Consider the following 16,220-nt stretch of genomic DNA (forward strand, 5'->3'; position numbering starts at 1 on the left):
GATCTGTTACCATTATAGACCTGTAAAGAGGAAAAGTAAAATAGAAAGTGGAAAGCTATTCTATCATGTATTTTTGCGGTCGGGGGGCTTTTGTAGTATAATAGAGATACGTTTTTACAGTAGGAGGTATCTATGGACTTAACTAAGCGCTTTAATAAACAGTTAGATAAGATTCAAGTTTCGTTGATTCGTCAGTTTGACCAGGCTATTTCGGAGATTCCTGGGGTCTTGCGTTTGACCTTGGGGGAACCTGATTTTACAACGCCAGATCATGTCAAGGAGGCGGCCAAGCGAGCGATTGATCAGAACCAATCCTACTATACAGGGATGAGTGGTCTGCTGACCTTACGTCAGGCGGCCAGTGATTTTGTTAAGGAAAAGTATCAACTGGACTATGCTCCTGAAAATGAAATCTTGGTTACAATTGGGGCGACAGAGGCCTTATCTGCTACTTTGACAGCTATTTTGGAAGAGGGAGACAAGGTACTCTTGCCAGCTCCTGCTTATCCGGGTTATGAACCGATTGTCAATCTAGTTGGGGCAGAGGTTGTCGAGATTGACACAACTGAAAATGGGTTTGTCTTGACTCCTGAAATGTTGGAGAAGGCCATTTTGGAGCAAGGTGACAAGCTCAAGGCGGTTATTCTCAACTATCCAGCTAATCCGACAGGAATTACCTATAGTCGGGAGCAGTTGGAAGCCTTGGCAGCTGTTTTACGCAAGTACGAGATTTTCGTCGTCTGTGATGAGGTTTACTCAGAATTGACCTACACAGGCGAAGCCCATGTGTCTCTAGGAACTATGTTGAGAGACCAGGCTATTATTATCAATGGTTTGTCTAAATCGCATGCCATGACAGGTTGGCGTTTAGGTCTGATTTTCGCTCCTGCAGCCTTTACAGCTCAGTTGATTAAGAGTCACCAGTACTTGGTCACTGCCGCAAATACCATGGCTCAACACGCTGCGGTGGAAGCCTTGACGGCTGGTAAAAACGATGCGGAACCTATGAAGAAGGAATACATCCAGCGTCGGGACTATATTATCGAGAAAATGACTGCTCTTGGTTTTGAGATTATCAAACCAGACGGTGCCTTCTATATCTTTGCTAAGATTCCAGCGGGCTACAACCAAGACTCCTTTGCCTTTCTCAAGGATTTTGCTCAGAAGAAGGCCGTTGCCTTTATCCCTGGTGCTGCCTTTGGGCGTTATGGTGAAGGCTATGTTCGCCTATCTTATGCAGCCAGCATGGAGACTATCAAAGAAGCCATGAAACGACTTGAGGAGTACATGAGAGAAGCATGATTCAGTCTATCACGAGTCAAGGCTTGGTGCTCTACAATCGCAACTTTCGTGAGGATGATAAGCTAGTCAAAATCTTTACAGAGCAGGCTGGTAAACGCATGTTTTTCGTCAAACATGCTGGTCAATCCAAACTGGCGTCTGTTATTCAGCCCTTGGTACTGGCTCGATTTCTCTTACGAATCAATGATGACGGGCTTAGCTACATTGAGGACTATCATGAGGTGATGACTTTTCCCAAGATTAATAGCGATCTCTTTGTCATGGCTTATGCGACCTACGTGGCAGCTCTTGCAGATGCTAGTTTGCAGGACAATCAGCAGGATGCTCCCTTATTTGCTTTTTTGCAAAAGACTTTAGAGTTGATGGAAGCTGGCTTGGATTATCAGGTTTTGACCAATATTTTTGAAATCCAAATCTTGACTCGATTTGGGATCAGCCTCAATTTTAATGAGTGTGTCTTTTGCCATCGGGTTGGTCAGGCTTTTGACTTTTCTTTCAAATATGGAGCCTGTCTTTGCCCAGAGCATTATCATGAGGATGAGAGATGTTGCCATCTCAATCCCAATATCCCTTATCTGCTCAATCAATTTCAAGCCATTGATTTTGAAACCTTGGAGACCATTTCGCTCAAACCTGAAATTAAGCAAGAGCTACGCCAATTTATGGATCAACTCTACGAAGAGTACGTTGGGATTCACCTAAAATCAAAGAAATTTATTGATTCCCTAGCAGACTGGGGACAATTACTAAAAGAGGAAAAGAAATGAAAAAAATCGCAGTAGATGCCATGGGAGGCGATTACGCACCTCAGGCCATCGTTGAGGGTGTCAATCAAGCCCTAGCTGACTTTTCAGATATCGAGGTTCAACTCTATGGAGATGAAGTTAAAATCAAGCAATATCTGACAGCGACAGAGCGCGTCAGCATAATCCATACGGATGAAAAGATTGATTCAGACGATGAACCTACGAGAGCTATTCGGAAGAAGAAAAATGCCAGTATGGTCTTGGCGGCCAAGGCTGTCAAAGAGGGTGAAGCAGACGCTGTCCTCTCGGCTGGGAATACAGGTGCTTTGTTGGCAGCAGGATTTTTCATCGTGGGTCGTATCAAGAATATCGATCGACCTGGGCTTATGTCGACCTTGCCGACTGTAGATGGGAAGGGTTTTGATATGCTGGATCTCGGTGCCAATGCGGAAAATACAGCCCAGCACCTCCATCAATACGCTGTCCTCGGTTCCTTTTATGCTAAAAATGTCCGTGGCATTGTGCAACCACGCGTTGGTTTGCTCAACAACGGAACAGAGAGTAGTAAGGGTGACCCCCTTCGTAAGGAAACCTATGAATTACTGGTAGCTGATGAAAGTTTGAATTTTATCGGAAACGTGGAAGCGCGTGATTTGATGAATGGCGTTGCGGATGTTGTCGTGGCAGATGGTTTCACGGGAAACGCTGTGCTCAAATCCATCGAAGGGACAGCCATGGGAATCATGGGCTTGCTCAAGACAGCTATTACAGGTGGTGGGCTTCGAGCGAAACTAGGCGCCCTCCTTCTCAAGGACAGCCTCAGAGGTTTGAAAAAACAGCTCAACTACTCAGATGTTGGTGGAGCGGTCTTGTTTGGTGTCAAGGCACCGGTTGTCAAGACTCATGGCTCAAGCGATGCCAAGGCTGTTTATAGTACAATTCGCCAGATTCGTACCATGCTAGAAACAGACGTAGTTGCCCAGACTGCGCGTGAATTTTCAGGAGAATAAAAGAGATGATAGAAAAAGAAATTTTTGACCGTATTGTGACCATTATCCAAGAGCGACAGGGAGAAGACTTTGTCGTGACAGAATCCTTGAGTCTGAAAGATGATTTGGATGCTGACTCAGTTGACTTGATGGAGTTTATCTTGACACTGGAAGATGAATTTAGTATCGAAATCAGTGACGAGGAAATTGACCAACTGCAAAGTGTAGGAGATGTGGTAGAAGTCGTCAAAAGTAAAGAATAGCAAGAAGCAACATGCAAGTCGTGTTGCTTTTTTATTGTCAGGGAAAATAAAAAATTTAGAACTTTTAGTGGGAATTACGAATAGATAGATAAGGAAGAAAAAGAGGAGTGTTTATGTATGTGACTGGTTTTTATCCATGGTTTATTAAATTATTTTTCAAATAAAATTTAATTTAGTTGTACATTTTCGAATTGTTTTTCGAATAGATAAGTAAGAGGAAAAGGAAGGAGATTAGAAATGATTATTTCAGTTATTTATCCAACTTGGCTATTTAAGTGGCTTAGAGGCTAAACATTAAAGATATAACAAAACATAAAAATTGAGGAGAAAAAAGATGACAAATTTTGACAAAATGGAGCAGAACTTTGTAGCTCTTACAGAAGAAGAGTTGGTGAATGTGGATGGAGGATTCTTTGGTCCTGTATTGTTTACTATTTGGGGAACAAAAGTATTAGTCGGCCATGCTCTATCAGCAGGTGTAGCAGTAGGTTTTGCTGCTCTAGCTACTAATTAATAGATGAAGGGGATAGATAATGAATTATAACTTTGAAAATATGAAATCAGATGAATTGGAAAAAATTTCAGGTGGCTCTGTAGTAGGTGCTCTTGCGTTAGCATGGGGTGTAACCAAGGCGCTTGGAATCATTGGTGGTACAGCTGTTTCTGTTTACGTTGCAGGAAAAAGCGTTAAAGCAATAGGCGATTGGGGACTTTCAAGATTGCGATAATTTTTTAATACTTATGAGGTGATTCAATGAAAAATGAAATAACTAGAGTAATAAAAATTGTTTTATTGTTTGTCTCTATGGCTATCATGAATTTGATGTTGCTTGGAATATTAGCTATGCTTGGTTTTTCTTTGACGGGCAGTGTGGATAGTTACCTCATGCCACCTTTATTTTCTACTCTTGTGTTGCTCTTCATTAACAAGATGATAACAAGGTTAGACAGACAGAAGGAAAAATAAGAGCTTGCTATGAAAAAATTTTTATTAGGTTTTGTTTTAACAGCTTACAGCATATTATTAATTTATTCTCTATTTAATTTAGAAAAGGTATCGTTGGAGAGCTGTATTTTGTTAGTAGCATTGACATACTATATTAATAAAAAAGAAACATTTAAACCCAAAGTGAATTATACTAATAATATTTTAGGAAGTGATTATCAGTTTACAGCAATGACAGAAAAAGAACGATAATCAATGAAAACAAGAACAGAGTAAAGAGTCTCGTAAAAGGTATATTATCGGAGGTTTATCTGATGTAGATCTAGTTACATGGGATTACTATATCTAAGATAAAACACTTTGGAGAAATCATAAATTTTCAAATAAAATTTAATTTAGTTGTACATTTTCGAATTGTTTTTCGAATAAATAAGTGAGAAGAAAAAAGAAAGGAATAAAATAATGAAAGAACATTACTATGGATTTGTTGAGCTAACTTCGGAAGAATTGACCGATATTCAAGGTGGAGAAAATTGGACGAAGACCCTTGTAGATTGGTACATTGGATTTCGTAGAGGTTTAGGTTTTTAGGAGGATAAGCGATGAATGAAATGAATGATAAGTATACTATTGAGGTATTAAAGGAAAGCGACTTAGCTTTGCTGGTGGGTGGTAGTGAGGAAAGTTATCAAGGGGGTCTAATTACAGGTCTATTGTTACGTAGTGTATTTATTGGAATCCCATTTTTTAGAAGATAAGATTTAGAGAGTAAAGTTTATCTACAACAATGAATGGCATATATGAAAAATGAAACACAAATAACTACCTTCTTCAATCGTTAATAATCAAAAAAGGAGAATAAGATGGAACAAATTAAAAATATGGAAGATAGTTTTCATTAATGAGTCATGAGGAATTGGCCGATGTAGAAGGAGGCTTGTTGTTTGGTCTAGTAGTAGTTGGAGGAGTCGCAATTGCAGGAACATTTTTATTGGGTGCGGTAGATGGTGCTTCAGGAGCACATTCTAAGCGTCGTGGACGTTAACAGGGAAGGAAGAGCGCCAATGGAACGCATAATAGAAAGTTGGATTACTAGGGTAGAGAATTTTTACAGTTTGCAGTCAATTCCTGTAAAAGTATTAATTTTCATAGTTGGAGTAGTTGGGGTTTATGCTTTAGGGACATTAATTTTAGGTCCTATTTATTGGGCAGGCCAGAAGTTTGGCGAAACAATTTACAATTATTTATTTTAATAAAAAATTCGAATAGATAAGTAAGAGGAAAAGGAAAGGAGCCTAGTTCATGTTTATATCAATGTTCTACCCATGGTTCACTGAGTTATTTTTTAAATAAATTTAATTTAGTTGTACATTTTCGAATTGTTTTTTGAATAGATAAGTAAGAGGAAACAGAAAGGAGTTTGCTTCATGTATCTACCAATTTTCTATCCATGGTTTACTAAATTATTTTTCAAATAAAATTTAATTTAGTTGTACATTTTCGAATTCTTTTTCGAATAAATAAGTAAGAAAGAAAAGGAAGGAGATTAGAAATGCTTATTTCAGTTATTTATCCAATCTGGCTATTTAAGTGGCTTAGAGGATAAACATTAAACATATAAAAACATATACAAATTGAGGAGAAAAATATGACAAATTTTGACAAAATGGAACAGAACTTTGTAGCTCTTACAGAAGAAGAGTTGATGAATGTAGATGGGGGAATTGCTTGGGAGGTAGTCTCTTTGGGTATTGCGATTAGCTGGGGGATTTACCAAGCTGGTGAAGCTGCTGGTAAAACATTCTACTATATTACTCATCCATAGTATTTGATATTTGATAAATATGAGCAAGAAAACATTTTGGATTATACTACTCGTTATTACAATTGTGGTGACTGCCGTTGGTTTAGGATTGTCTGCATATAATTATTATGTTTTTGATAGACCTTTTTTCAATAGTACTACTAAAGGACTGTTATCTGCATTTGTTATGAGTGTATTGATGATTATTATTGGTGTATTAAAAGAAAACTAATTTTTATTATTAAAATGGAGGATAAATATGTCAAATTTACAAACTATTGAACAAAATTATACTACGTTAAGTGATATTGAATTGCAAGAAGTTGATGGTGGAGGAGTGTTACTTTTGGTTGGTGGTGGTATTTTGGCTGTCGGACTATTAGCTTGGGGTGCGTATAATGGTTATCAGTCGGCATCACGAGGTGGATAAAAGGATGGTAGATTGTTTTTTAGTAAATAGGAGTCTACCATGAAAGAATACTTATTAGGTTTTGCTGAGGGTTATTTTACCATATCTCTCATAATCTACATCGCAACGTATTTGATTTTGAAAAATCCGATCAATACCCTATTTTATCCAGAAATTTACTCCGTTTTATTTGGGCTCTTTTATCTAGGATATAAGGTCAATAAAAAGCAAGTAGAGTAAGCAGCTAAGAATGACTTGTTAGTCTGCGCTGAAAATAGCTAGGCTAGAATCTAAGAATGCATCACATTGGAGTTTAATATGAAATTTGTTAAATCAATACTGAAAGTTTTGCCTGAAATTATGGTATTACTTAGTTCAATGTCTTATATCATCATCAGATTAGTAGCTGACATGAATAAAGTATCTTTACCTACTTGCTTTGATAATTTCAATATACCAACGATTGCATTATTTATGATGGTCTTCATTCTTTTATACAGAAGTAAAGAAAAAAAGAATGGATAAATTTGAGGTAGTAGACGCTCTATAGTGAATAGGTGTCTTATAGTAACGAATCAAAAAAGGAGTAACTATGAATCGTAATTTAGAACGATGTTATCTATTCTGACTAGGAATAGATCATACCAAAGGTGGCTTAGAAATAACGGGGACATTGGAAATTGAAGTAACTTTAAATAGGATGTCGTAAATGTTGCTATCAATGATTTATTTGTCCCAAGCTTGCCTAGGGTGACAGTAAAACATCAATTTCCTTTCATACCATATTTTTAGTAGGTAGGACGCTTGTTCTGCCTATTTTTTGCCAAAAGTGCAGTTGAGGTGTTTATTTGGAGTTTTACATATATTTTTGATAAAATAGGTGTAGAAATTAGGAAAGTTGAAGAAAAGAAATGAAGAAGGTTTTAAGATATTTTTTAGTATTTGTGTTTCTATTTTTGATGAATATTTTCATCTTTAAGATACTAGCAACTCTGGGATTTCAGCTGACAATGAGTGAAAAGAGTTATATTGTTCCACCGCTGTTTTCGATTATCGTGTTGTATATGATTGACAAAAGAATTAGGAAGAAAAAGAAATAAATATATATTTTAGGCATGACGTTTGTTCTGCCTATTTTTTATCCCAAAAGTGCATTTGGGAGGTAGATAGGCGCATTTGGGGAGGAAGTCCAGTTTTTGTTTGGTGATTGGGGTAAGATAGTTGTTATCAGATGAGTTTATACTCTTCGAAAATCAAATTCAAACCACGTCAACGTCGCCTTGCCGTGTAGATGTTACTGACTTCGTCAGTTCTATCTACAACCTCAAAGCCGTGCTTTGAGCAGCCTGCGGCTAGTTTCCTAGTTTGCTCTTTGATTTTCATTGAGTTTAGGAAAAAGGAGATGAATATGAAATTTGGGAAACGTCACTATCGTCCGCAGGTGGATCAGATGGACTGCGGTGTAGCTTCATTAGCCATGGTTTTTGGCTACTATGGTAGTTATTATTCTTTGGCTCACTTGCGAGAATTGGCCAAGACGACCATGGATGGGACGACGGCTTTGGGCTTGGTCAAGGTGGCAGAGGAGATTGGTTTTGAGACGCGAGCAATTAAGGCGGATATGACGCTTTTTGACTTGCCAGATTTGACTTTTCCTTTTGTTGCCCATGTGCTTAAGGAAGGGAAATTGCTCCACTACTATGTGGTGACTGGGCAGGATAAGGATAGCATTCATATTGCCGATCCAGATCCTGGGGTGAAATTGACCAAACTGCCACGTGAGCGTTTTGCGGAAGAATGGACAGGAGTGACTCTGTTTATGGCACCTAGTCCAGACTACAAGCCTCATAAGGATCAAAAGAATGGCCTGCTCTCTTTTATTCCTATATTAGTGAAGCAGCGTGGCTTGATTGCTAATATCGTTTTGGCGACACTCTTGGTAACCGTGATTAATATTGTGGGTTCTTATTATCTGCAGTCTATCATTGATACCTATGTGCCAGATCAGATGCGTTCGACGCTTGGGATTATTTCTATTGGGCTAGTTATCGTCTATATTCTCCAGCAGATCTTGTCTTACGCTCAGGAGTATCTCTTACTTGTTTTGGGGCAACGCTTGTCGATTGATGTGATTTTGTCCTATATCAAGCATGTTTTTCACCTGCCTATGTCCTTCTTTGCGACACGTCGGACAGGGGAAATCGTATCTCGTTTCACGGATGCTAACAGTATCATTGATGCGCTGGCTTCGACCATTCTTTCGATTTTCCTAGATGTGTCAACGGTTGTCATTATTTCCCTTGTTTTATTTTCACAAAATACCAATCTCTTTTTCATGACCTTATTGGCGCTTCCTATCTACACAGTGATTATCTTTGCTTTTATGAAGCCGTTTGAAAAGATGAATCGGGATACCATGGAAGCCAATGCAGTTCTGTCTTCTTCTATCATTGAGGACATCAACGGTATTGAGACTATTAAGTCCTTGACCAGTGAGAGTCAGCGTTACCAAAAAATTGACAAGGAATTTGTGGATTATCTGAAAAAATCCTTTACCTATAGTAGGGCAGAGAGTCAGCAAAAGGCTCTGAAAAAAGTTGCCCATCTCTTGCTCAATGTCGGCATTCTCTGGATGGGAGCTGTTCTGGTCATGGATGGCAAGATGAGTTTGGGGCAGTTGATTACCTATAATACCTTGCTGGTTTACTTTACCAATCCTTTGGAAAATATCATCAATCTGCAAACTAAGCTTCAGACAGCGCAGGTTGCCAATAACCGTCTGAATGAAGTTTATCTGGTAGCTTCTGAGTTTGAGGAGAAGAAAACAGTTGAGGATTTGAGTTTGATGAAGGGAGATATAGACTTCAAGCAGGTTTCCTACAAGTATGGTTATGGTCGAGATGTCTTGTCGGATATCAATTTGACTATTCCTCAAGGCTCTAAGGTGGCTTTTGTGGGGATTTCAGGGTCAGGTAAGACGACCTTGGCCAAGATGATGGTTAATTTTTACGATCCAAGTCAGGGAGAGATTAGTCTGGGTGGTGTCAATCTCAATCAGATTGATAAAAAGGCTCTGCGCCAGTATATCAACTATCTGCCTCAACAGCCCTATGTCTTTAACGGAACGATTTTGGAGAATCTTCTTTTGGGAGCCAAGGAAGGGACGACTCAAGAGGATATCTTACGGGCGGTCGAATTGGCAGAGATTCGGGAGGACATTGAGCGCATGCCTCTGAATTACCAGACAGAGTTGACTTCGGATGGGGCAGGAATCTCAGGTGGTCAACGGCAGAGAATTGCTCTGGCGCGTGCTCTCTTGACAGATGCGCCGGTCTTGATTTTGGATGAGGCAACTAGCAGTTTGGATATTCTGACAGAGAAGCGAATTGTCGATAATCTTATGGCTTTAGACAAGACCTTGATTTTCATTGCTCACCGCTTGACCATTGCTGAGCGGACAGAGAAGGTTGTTGTCTTGGATCAGGGCAAGATTGTTGAAGAAGGAAAGCATGCTGATTTGCTTGCACGGGGTGGCTTTTACGCCCATTTGGTGAATAGCTAGAAAGAGGAGAGGATGAAACCAGAATTTTTAGAAAGTGCGGAGTTTTATAATCGTCGTTACCATAATTTTTCCAGTCGGGTGATTGTACCCATGTCCCTTCTGCTTGTGTTTTTGCTTGGATTTGCAACATTTGCAGAGAAGGAGATGAGTTTGTCTACTAGAGCTACTGTTGAGCCTAGTCGTATCCTTGCAAATATCCAGTCAACTAGCAATAATCGCATTCTTGTCAATCATTTGGAAGAAAATAAGCTGGTTAAAAAGGGAGAACTGTTGGTTCGATATCAAGAAGGGGCAGAGGGTGTCCAAGCGGAGGCCTATGCCAGTCAGTTGGACATGCTCAAGGATCAAAAAAAGCAATTGGAGTATTTGCAAAAAAGTCTGCAAGAAGGGGAGAACCACTTTCCAGAGGAGGATAAGTTTGGCTACCAAGCCACCTTTCGCGACTACATCAGTCAAGCAGGCAGTCTTAGGACTAGTACATCGCAACAAAATGAGACCATCGCGTCCCAGAATGCAGCAGCTAGTCAAACCCAAGCCGAAATCGGTAACCTCATCAGCCAAACAGAGGCTAAAATTCGCGATTACCAGACAGCTAAGTCAGCTATTGAAACAGGCGCTTCCTTGGCCAGTCAGAATCTAGCCTACTCTCTCTACCAGTCCTACAAGTCTCAGGGGGAGGAAAATCCGCAAGCTAAGGCTGAGGCCGTGGCGCAGGTTGAAGCGCAGCTTTCTCAGTTAGAATCTAGTCTTGCTACTTACCGTGTTCAGTATGCAGGTTCAGGTACCCAGCAAGCCTATGCGTCAGGGTTAAGCAGTCAATTGGAATCTCTTAAATCACAACACTTGGCTAAGGTTGGTCAGGAATTGACTCTTTTAGACCAAAAAATCTTGGAGGTGGAGTCAGGCAAGAAGGTACAGGGAAGTCTTCTAGACAAGGGGAAAATTACGGCCGGTGAGGATGGGGTGCTTCATCTTAATCCTGAGACCAGTGATTCTACCATGGTAGCAGAAGGCGCCTTACTAGCCCAACTCTATCCGTCCTTGGAAAAAGAAGGGAAAGTCAAACTTACAGCTTATCTAAGTTCAAAGGATGTAGCAAGAGTCAAGATTGGGGACTCTGTTCGTTATACGACGACTCATGATACCAAGAATCAAATTTTCTTGGACTCTACGATTACCAGCATAGATGCGACAGCTACTAAGACTGAGAAAGGGAATTTCTTTAAGATTGAGGCGGAGACTAATCTGACTGCTGAGCAGGCTGAAAAACTTCGGTATGGGGTGGAAGGTCGTCTGCAGATGATTACAGGTAAGAAAAGTTACCTGAGTTATTATTTGGATCAATTTTTGAATAAAGACTAATGTTCGCGTTTTTAGAATTAAATGATTTTAAAACTGTGAGAAAGATTCTTCTTGCGGTTTTTTCTTTATGATTTTTAAGATCGCTACGTTATTTATTCGGTTAAATTCTTGTAATTTTAGGTTTTTTATGGTAGAATGTGCTCAAGTAATACGAAAGGCGAACTTTAAAATGTCAAAACAATTGATCTATTCGGGAAAAGCTAAAGATATCTATACAACTGAGGATGAAAATCTTATTATTTCAACTTACAAGGACCAGGCGACTGCTTTCAATGGTGTTAAGAAGGAGCAGATTGCTGGTAAGGGAGTGTTGAATAATCAGATTTCATCTTTTATTTTTGAGAAATTAAATGCGGCTGGTGTGGCGACTCACTTTGTGGAGAAACTTTCAGATACAGAACAACTCAATAAAAAGGTTGAAATCATTCCTTTGGAAGTCGTGCTACGCAACTACACGGCTGGTTCCTTTTCAAAACGTTTTGGTGTAGATGAAGGAATCGCATTTGAGACTCCGATTGTTGAATTTTACTACAAAAATGATGATTTGGATGACCCATTTATCAATGACGAGCATGTGAAATTCCTACAGATTGCGGATGACCAGCAAATCGCCTACTTGAAGGAAGAAACTCGTCGAATCAATGAACTCTTGAAAGTCTGGTTTGCTGAGATTGGGCTTAAGTTGATTGACTTTAAGCTAGAGTTCGGTTTTGATAAGGATGGCAAGATTATCTTGGCAGACGAATTTTCACCAGATAACTGCCGCTTGTGGGATGCGGATGGCAACCACATGGATAAGGATGTTTTCCGTAGGGGACTAGGTGAATTAACCGATGTTTATGAAGTTGTTTGGGAGAAGCTGCAAGGTTTGAAATAATCTGTTTGCAACGGAAAACCTTCGTCTCTCAACTAAAAGGACTCAGGCTGAAAAGGTCCCCCAGACCTTTTCACTCCGTAGGGGATTGGGAGAACTGACAGACGTTTACGAGATTGTTTGGGAAAAGTTGCAAGAACTAAAATAACAACCTAGAGGTCGTTTGGGAACATTGCAAGAGCTGAAATAAAGGAATAAGAATTGATGTATAAACGTATTTTTGTAGAGAAAAAGGCTGATTTTCAGGTCAAGTCAGAGAGTTTGGTAAGGGAGCTCCAGCATAACTTGGGACTTTCAAGCTTGAAAAGTATTCGTATTGTGCAGGTTTATGATGTCTTTGATTTGGCGGAGGACTTGTTTGCACCTGCAGAGAAACACATTTTCTCTGAGCAGGTGACAGACCATGTCTTGGACGAAGCGGCTGTACAGGCGGATCTTGCTAACTATGCTTTCTTTGCCATTGAAAGCCTGCCAGGGCAGTTTGACCAGCGTGCGGCATCTTCACAGGAAGCCTTGCTTTTGCTGGGAAGTTCGAGTGATGTGACCGTCAACACAGCTCAACTTTACTTGGTCAATAAGGACATTGAAGCGACTGAGCTAGAAGCGGTCAAGAACTACTTGCTCAATCCAGTTGATTCTCGTTTCAAAGATATCACGACAGGGATTGCCAAGCAGGAATTTTCTGAGTCAGACAAGACCATTCCAAAATTGACTTTCTTTGAAAGCTATACAGCAGAAGATTTTGCCCTCTACAAGGCCGAGCAAGGGATGGCTATGGAAGTGGATGATTTGCTTTTTATCCAAGACTACTTCAAGTCAATCGGGCGCGTGCCAACTGAGACGGAACTCAAGGTTTTGGATACTTACTGGTCTGACCACTGCCGTCACACGACTTTTGAGACTGAGTTGAAGCAGATTGATTTCTCAGCTTCTAAATTCCAAAAACAATTGCAGTCAACTTATGACAAGTATATTGCCATGCGTGATGAGTTGGGGCGTTCTGAAAAACCGCAAACCTTGATGGATATGGCAACTATTTTCGGTCGTTATGAGCGTGCTAATGGACGTTTGGATGATATGGAAGTGTCAGACGAAATCAATGCTTGCTCAGTAGAAATCGAAGTGGACGTTGATGGTGTGAAAGAACCATGGCTCCTCATGTTTAAAAACGAAACCCACAATCACCCAACGGAGATTGAGCCATTTGGTGGGGCGGCTACTTGTATCGGTGGTGCTATTCGTGACCCATTATCAGGTCGCTCATATGTTTACCAAGCTATGCGTATCTCAGGTGCTGGAGATATTACCGCACCGATTTCAGAAACTCGCGCTGGTAAATTGCCACAACAGGTCATTTCTAAGACAGCTGCTCATGGTTATTCTTCTTACGGAAACCAGATTGGGCTTGCAACAACCTACGTTCGTGAGTACTTCCACCCAGGTTTCGTTGCTAAGCGTATGGAGCTAGGTGCTGTTGTCGGTGCAGCTCCTAAGGGCAATGTTGTCCGTGAAAAACCGGAAGCGGGAGACGTGATTATCCTCCTCGGTGGTAAGACTGGACGTGACGGTGTCGGTGGTGCGACAGGTTCTTCTAAGGTTCAAACAGTTGAGTCCGTGGAAACTGCTGGAGCTGAAGTTCAAAAAGGGAATGCTATCGAAGAACGCAAGATTCAACGTCTGTTCCGTAATGGCGATGTGACTCGTCTTATCAAAAAATCAAATGATTTTGGCGCTGGTGGTGTCTGTGTGGCTATCGGTGAATTAGCAGACGGTCTTGAAATCGACCTTAACAAAGTGCCTCTTAAATACCAAGGCTTGAATGGTACAGAAATTGCCATCTCTGAATCTCAAGAACGGATGGCAGTTGTGGTTCGTCCTGAGGATGTAGATGCCTTCGTTGCTGAATGTAACAAAGAAAATATTGATGCTGTTGTCGTTGCTATAGTGACTGAAAAACCAAATCTTGTCATGCATTGGAATGGTGAAACCATCGTTGATTTGGAACGTCGTTTCCTTGATACAAACGGTGTACGTGTGGTTGTAGATGCTAAGGTGGTTGACAAGGATGTCAAGCTTCCAGAAGAACGCACAACAAGCGTAGAAACACTTGAAGCTGATACCCTTGCGGTTCTATCTGATTTGAACCATGCGAGTCAAAAAGGATTACAGACTATCTTTGACTGCTCTGTTGGACGCTCAACGGTCAATCACCCACTTGGTGGTCGTTACCAACTCACACCAACTGAGGCATCTGTGCAGAAATTGCCAGTTCAACACGGTGTGACTCATACTGCGTCAGTCATGGCTCAAGGTTTCAACCCTTATGTAGCAGAATGGTCTCCATACCACGGTGCTGCTTATGCGGTTATTGAAGCGACTGCTCGTTTGGTGGCTGCTGGTGCCAACTGGTCTAAGGCTCGTTTCTCTTACCAAGAGTACTTCGAACGCATGGACAAACAAGCTGAGCGTTTTGGTCAGCCAGTAGCTGCTCTTCTAGGTTCTATCGAAGCTCAGATTCAGCTTGGCTTGCCATCTATTGGTGGGAAGGACTCCATGTCTGGTACTTTTGAAGAATTGACCGTACCACCAACCTTGGTTGCCTTTGGGGTCACGACGGCAGATAGCCGTAATGTGCTCTCTCCAGAATTTAAAGCTGTTGGGGAAAATATCTACTACATCCCAGGTCAAGCCCTTGTTACAGAGATTGATTTTGACTTGATTAAGTCTAACTTTGCTCAGTTTGAATCCCTTCAAAAGGATCACAAAGTAACAGCAGCTTCAGCTGTCAAATACGGCGGTGTGGTTGAAAGTTTGGCACTTGCTACTTTTGGAAATCATATCGGTGCAGAGGTAATCTTGCCTGAACTTGAAAGTTCTTTGACAGCACAATTGGGCGGATTTGTCTTCACATCTCCTGAAGAAATTGCTGGAGTAGAGAAAATCGGTCAAACGAAAGCAGACTTTACACTGATTGTCAACGGTGTGAAGCTAGATGGACAGAAACTTGACAGTGCCTTTCAAGGAAAACTGGAAGAAGTTTACCCAACAGAATTTGCACAAGCCAAAGAACTGGCTGAAGTACCAGTTGTCGCTACTAACACAGTCATCCAAGCCAAAGAAAAGCTTGAAAAACCTGTGGTTTATATCCCAGTATTCCCGGGCACCAACTCAGAATATGATTCAGCTAAGGCCTTCGAAAAAGAAGGTGCAGAGGTCAACTTGGTGCCATTTGTGACCTTGAATGAAGAAGCCATTGTCAATTCAGTTGAAACTATGGTTGACAACATCGGCAAGGCTAACATTCTCTTCTTTGCAGGTGGTTTCTCAGCTGCGGACGAGCCAGATGGTTCCGCTAAGTTTATTGTCAACATCCTGCTTAATGAAAAAGTGCGTGTAGCAATTGATAGCTTTATCGCCCGTGGTGGCTTGATTATCGGTATCTGTAATGGCTTCCAGGCTTTGGTCAAATCAGGTCTTCTTCCATACGGGAACTTTGAAGAAGCCAGCAGTACTAGCCCAACCCTCTTCTACAATGATGCCAACCAACACGTGGCCAAGATGGTGGAAACTCGGATTGCCAATACCAACTCACCATGGTTAGCTGGGGTGCAAGTGGGCGATATCCACGCTATTCCTGTTTCACACGGTGAAGGGAAGTTTGTCGTGACGGCTGAGGAATTCGCTGAACTCCGTGACAATGGTCAAATCTTTAGCCAATACGTTGACTTTGATGGCAAGCCAAGCATGGATTCTAAGTATAATCCGAATGGTTCTGTCCATGCCATCGAAGGAATTACCAGCAAGAACGGCCAAATCATCGGTAAGATGGGCCACTCAGAACGTTATGAGGATGGTCTTTTCCAAAATATCCCAGGCAATAAAGACCAGCACCTCTTCGCATCGGCGGTTAAATACTTTACTGGGAAATAGGCTTTGCAGATGTTTTAATAGATAGTATCAGTA

General features: G+C 40.9%; 23 protein-coding genes. All 23 read left to right on the forward strand.

Annotated elements, in window-relative coordinates; all coding sequences use genetic code 11:
• The first annotated feature begins 132 nt into the window (after window positions 1–132).
• The 23 genes from SMSK564_RS09630 to SMSK564_RS09720 all read left to right on the forward strand — a co-directional run bounded on the left by SMSK564_RS09630 (window position 133) and on the right by SMSK564_RS09720 (window position 16,187).
• Window positions 133–1,302, forward strand: coding sequence for a pyridoxal phosphate-dependent aminotransferase (locus tag SMSK564_RS09630; protein ID WP_000366354.1), 1,170 nt, complete (start codon window positions 133–135; stop codon window positions 1,300–1,302).
• Entirely contained in the window at window positions 1,299–2,069 is a 771-nt protein-coding gene (gene recO, locus SMSK564_RS09635) for a DNA repair protein RecO (protein ID WP_000616152.1), read from the forward strand. The genes SMSK564_RS09630 and recO overlap by 4 nt, the downstream gene beginning before the upstream one ends.
• Window positions 2,066–3,058, forward strand: a complete 993-nt coding sequence (gene plsX, locus SMSK564_RS09640) for a phosphate acyltransferase PlsX (RefSeq protein ID WP_000717450.1) — start codon at window positions 2,066–2,068, stop codon at window positions 3,056–3,058. The genes recO and plsX overlap by 4 nt, the downstream gene beginning before the upstream one ends.
• A gap of 5 nt (window positions 3,059–3,063) precedes the next feature.
• Window positions 3,064–3,300, forward strand: coding sequence for an acyl carrier protein (locus tag SMSK564_RS09645; RefSeq protein WP_000570330.1), 237 nt, complete (start codon window positions 3,064–3,066; stop codon window positions 3,298–3,300).
• A gap of 334 nt (window positions 3,301–3,634) precedes the next feature.
• Window positions 3,635–3,814: a class IIb bacteriocin, lactobin A/cerein 7B family gene (locus SMSK564_RS09650; protein WP_000180832.1), complete on the forward strand. Its 180-nt coding sequence runs from the start codon at window positions 3,635–3,637 to the stop codon at window positions 3,812–3,814.
• A 19-nt stretch (window positions 3,815–3,833) separates the two neighbouring features.
• On the forward strand, window positions 3,834–4,028 hold the full coding sequence (locus tag SMSK564_RS09655; RefSeq protein WP_001108707.1) for a ComC/BlpC family leader-containing pheromone/bacteriocin: 195 nt from the start codon (window positions 3,834–3,836) through the stop codon (window positions 4,026–4,028).
• Between the two features lie 26 nt (window positions 4,029–4,054).
• On the forward strand, window positions 4,055–4,267 hold the full coding sequence (locus SMSK564_RS09660; protein WP_000787045.1) for a hypothetical protein: 213 nt from the start codon (window positions 4,055–4,057) through the stop codon (window positions 4,265–4,267).
• A 9-nt stretch (window positions 4,268–4,276) separates the two neighbouring features.
• A complete protein-coding gene (locus tag SMSK564_RS0102790; RefSeq protein ID WP_000714131.1) occupies window positions 4,277–4,498 on the forward strand; it encodes a hypothetical protein in 222 nt (73 codons plus the stop codon).
• Between the two features lie 210 nt (window positions 4,499–4,708).
• A complete protein-coding gene (locus SMSK564_RS09665) occupies window positions 4,709–4,837 on the forward strand; it encodes a smi_0059.1 family bacteriocin-like peptide (protein WP_000658222.1) in 129 nt (42 codons plus the stop codon).
• Window positions 4,838–4,848: 11 nt separating this feature from the next.
• The gene (locus tag SMSK564_RS09670; RefSeq protein ID WP_001004582.1) at window positions 4,849–5,004 is read left to right on the forward strand and encodes a hypothetical protein; all 156 of its coding nucleotides are present in this window, start codon (window positions 4,849–4,851) and stop codon (window positions 5,002–5,004) included.
• Between the two features lie 143 nt (window positions 5,005–5,147).
• The gene (locus SMSK564_RS09675; RefSeq protein WP_000017773.1) at window positions 5,148–5,291 is read left to right on the forward strand and encodes a hypothetical protein; all 144 of its coding nucleotides are present in this window, start codon (window positions 5,148–5,150) and stop codon (window positions 5,289–5,291) included.
• A 19-nt stretch (window positions 5,292–5,310) separates the two neighbouring features.
• Window positions 5,311–5,499, forward strand: a complete 189-nt coding sequence (locus tag SMSK564_RS09680) for a hypothetical protein (protein ID WP_000439599.1) — start codon at window positions 5,311–5,313, stop codon at window positions 5,497–5,499.
• 395 nt (window positions 5,500–5,894) lie between these two features.
• On the forward strand, window positions 5,895–6,071 hold the full coding sequence (locus SMSK564_RS09685) for a class IIb bacteriocin, lactobin A/cerein 7B family (RefSeq protein WP_000180827.1): 177 nt from the start codon (window positions 5,895–5,897) through the stop codon (window positions 6,069–6,071).
• A 19-nt stretch (window positions 6,072–6,090) separates the two neighbouring features.
• Entirely contained in the window at window positions 6,091–6,282 is a 192-nt protein-coding gene (locus tag SMSK564_RS12870; protein ID WP_004236903.1) for a hypothetical protein, read from the forward strand.
• 27 nt (window positions 6,283–6,309) lie between these two features.
• The gene (locus tag SMSK564_RS09690) at window positions 6,310–6,480 is read left to right on the forward strand and encodes a H354_08695 family bacteriocin-like peptide (protein WP_000067699.1); all 171 of its coding nucleotides are present in this window, start codon (window positions 6,310–6,312) and stop codon (window positions 6,478–6,480) included.
• 39 nt (window positions 6,481–6,519) lie between these two features.
• Entirely contained in the window at window positions 6,520–6,699 is a 180-nt protein-coding gene (locus SMSK564_RS09695; protein WP_000666416.1) for a hypothetical protein, read from the forward strand.
• Between the two features lie 78 nt (window positions 6,700–6,777).
• On the forward strand, window positions 6,778–6,984 hold the full coding sequence (locus SMSK564_RS0102800) for a hypothetical protein (protein WP_000673797.1): 207 nt from the start codon (window positions 6,778–6,780) through the stop codon (window positions 6,982–6,984).
• A gap of 386 nt (window positions 6,985–7,370) precedes the next feature.
• Complete coding sequence (locus SMSK564_RS13735) at window positions 7,371–7,559, forward strand: hypothetical protein (RefSeq protein WP_000757184.1); 189 nt, start codon at window positions 7,371–7,373, stop codon at window positions 7,557–7,559.
• Between the two features lie 308 nt (window positions 7,560–7,867).
• Window positions 7,868–10,021, forward strand: coding sequence for a peptide cleavage/export ABC transporter ComA (gene comA / locus SMSK564_RS09705; RefSeq protein ID WP_000668319.1), 2,154 nt, complete (start codon window positions 7,868–7,870; stop codon window positions 10,019–10,021).
• A gap of 12 nt (window positions 10,022–10,033) precedes the next feature.
• Window positions 10,034–11,383: a competence pheromone export protein ComB gene (gene comB / locus SMSK564_RS09710; protein ID WP_000801597.1), complete on the forward strand. Its 1,350-nt coding sequence runs from the start codon at window positions 10,034–10,036 to the stop codon at window positions 11,381–11,383.
• Window positions 11,384–11,552: 169 nt separating this feature from the next.
• Complete coding sequence (gene purC, locus SMSK564_RS09715; protein WP_000043283.1) at window positions 11,553–12,260, forward strand: phosphoribosylaminoimidazolesuccinocarboxamide synthase; 708 nt, start codon at window positions 11,553–11,555, stop codon at window positions 12,258–12,260.
• A 1-nt stretch (window position 12,261) separates the two neighbouring features.
• Entirely contained in the window at window positions 12,262–12,405 is a 144-nt protein-coding gene (locus SMSK564_RS13885; protein ID WP_079211609.1) for a phosphoribosylaminoimidazolesuccinocarboxamide synthase, read from the forward strand.
• Between the two features lie 56 nt (window positions 12,406–12,461).
• Complete coding sequence (locus tag SMSK564_RS09720; protein ID WP_000278080.1) at window positions 12,462–16,187, forward strand: phosphoribosylformylglycinamidine synthase; 3,726 nt, start codon at window positions 12,462–12,464, stop codon at window positions 16,185–16,187.
• Window positions 16,188–16,220: the final 33 nt, after the last annotated feature.

Source organism: Streptococcus mitis SK564, assembly GCF_000148525.1.
GTDB classification, from domain to species: domain Bacteria; phylum Bacillota; class Bacilli; order Lactobacillales; family Streptococcaceae; genus Streptococcus; species Streptococcus mitis_H.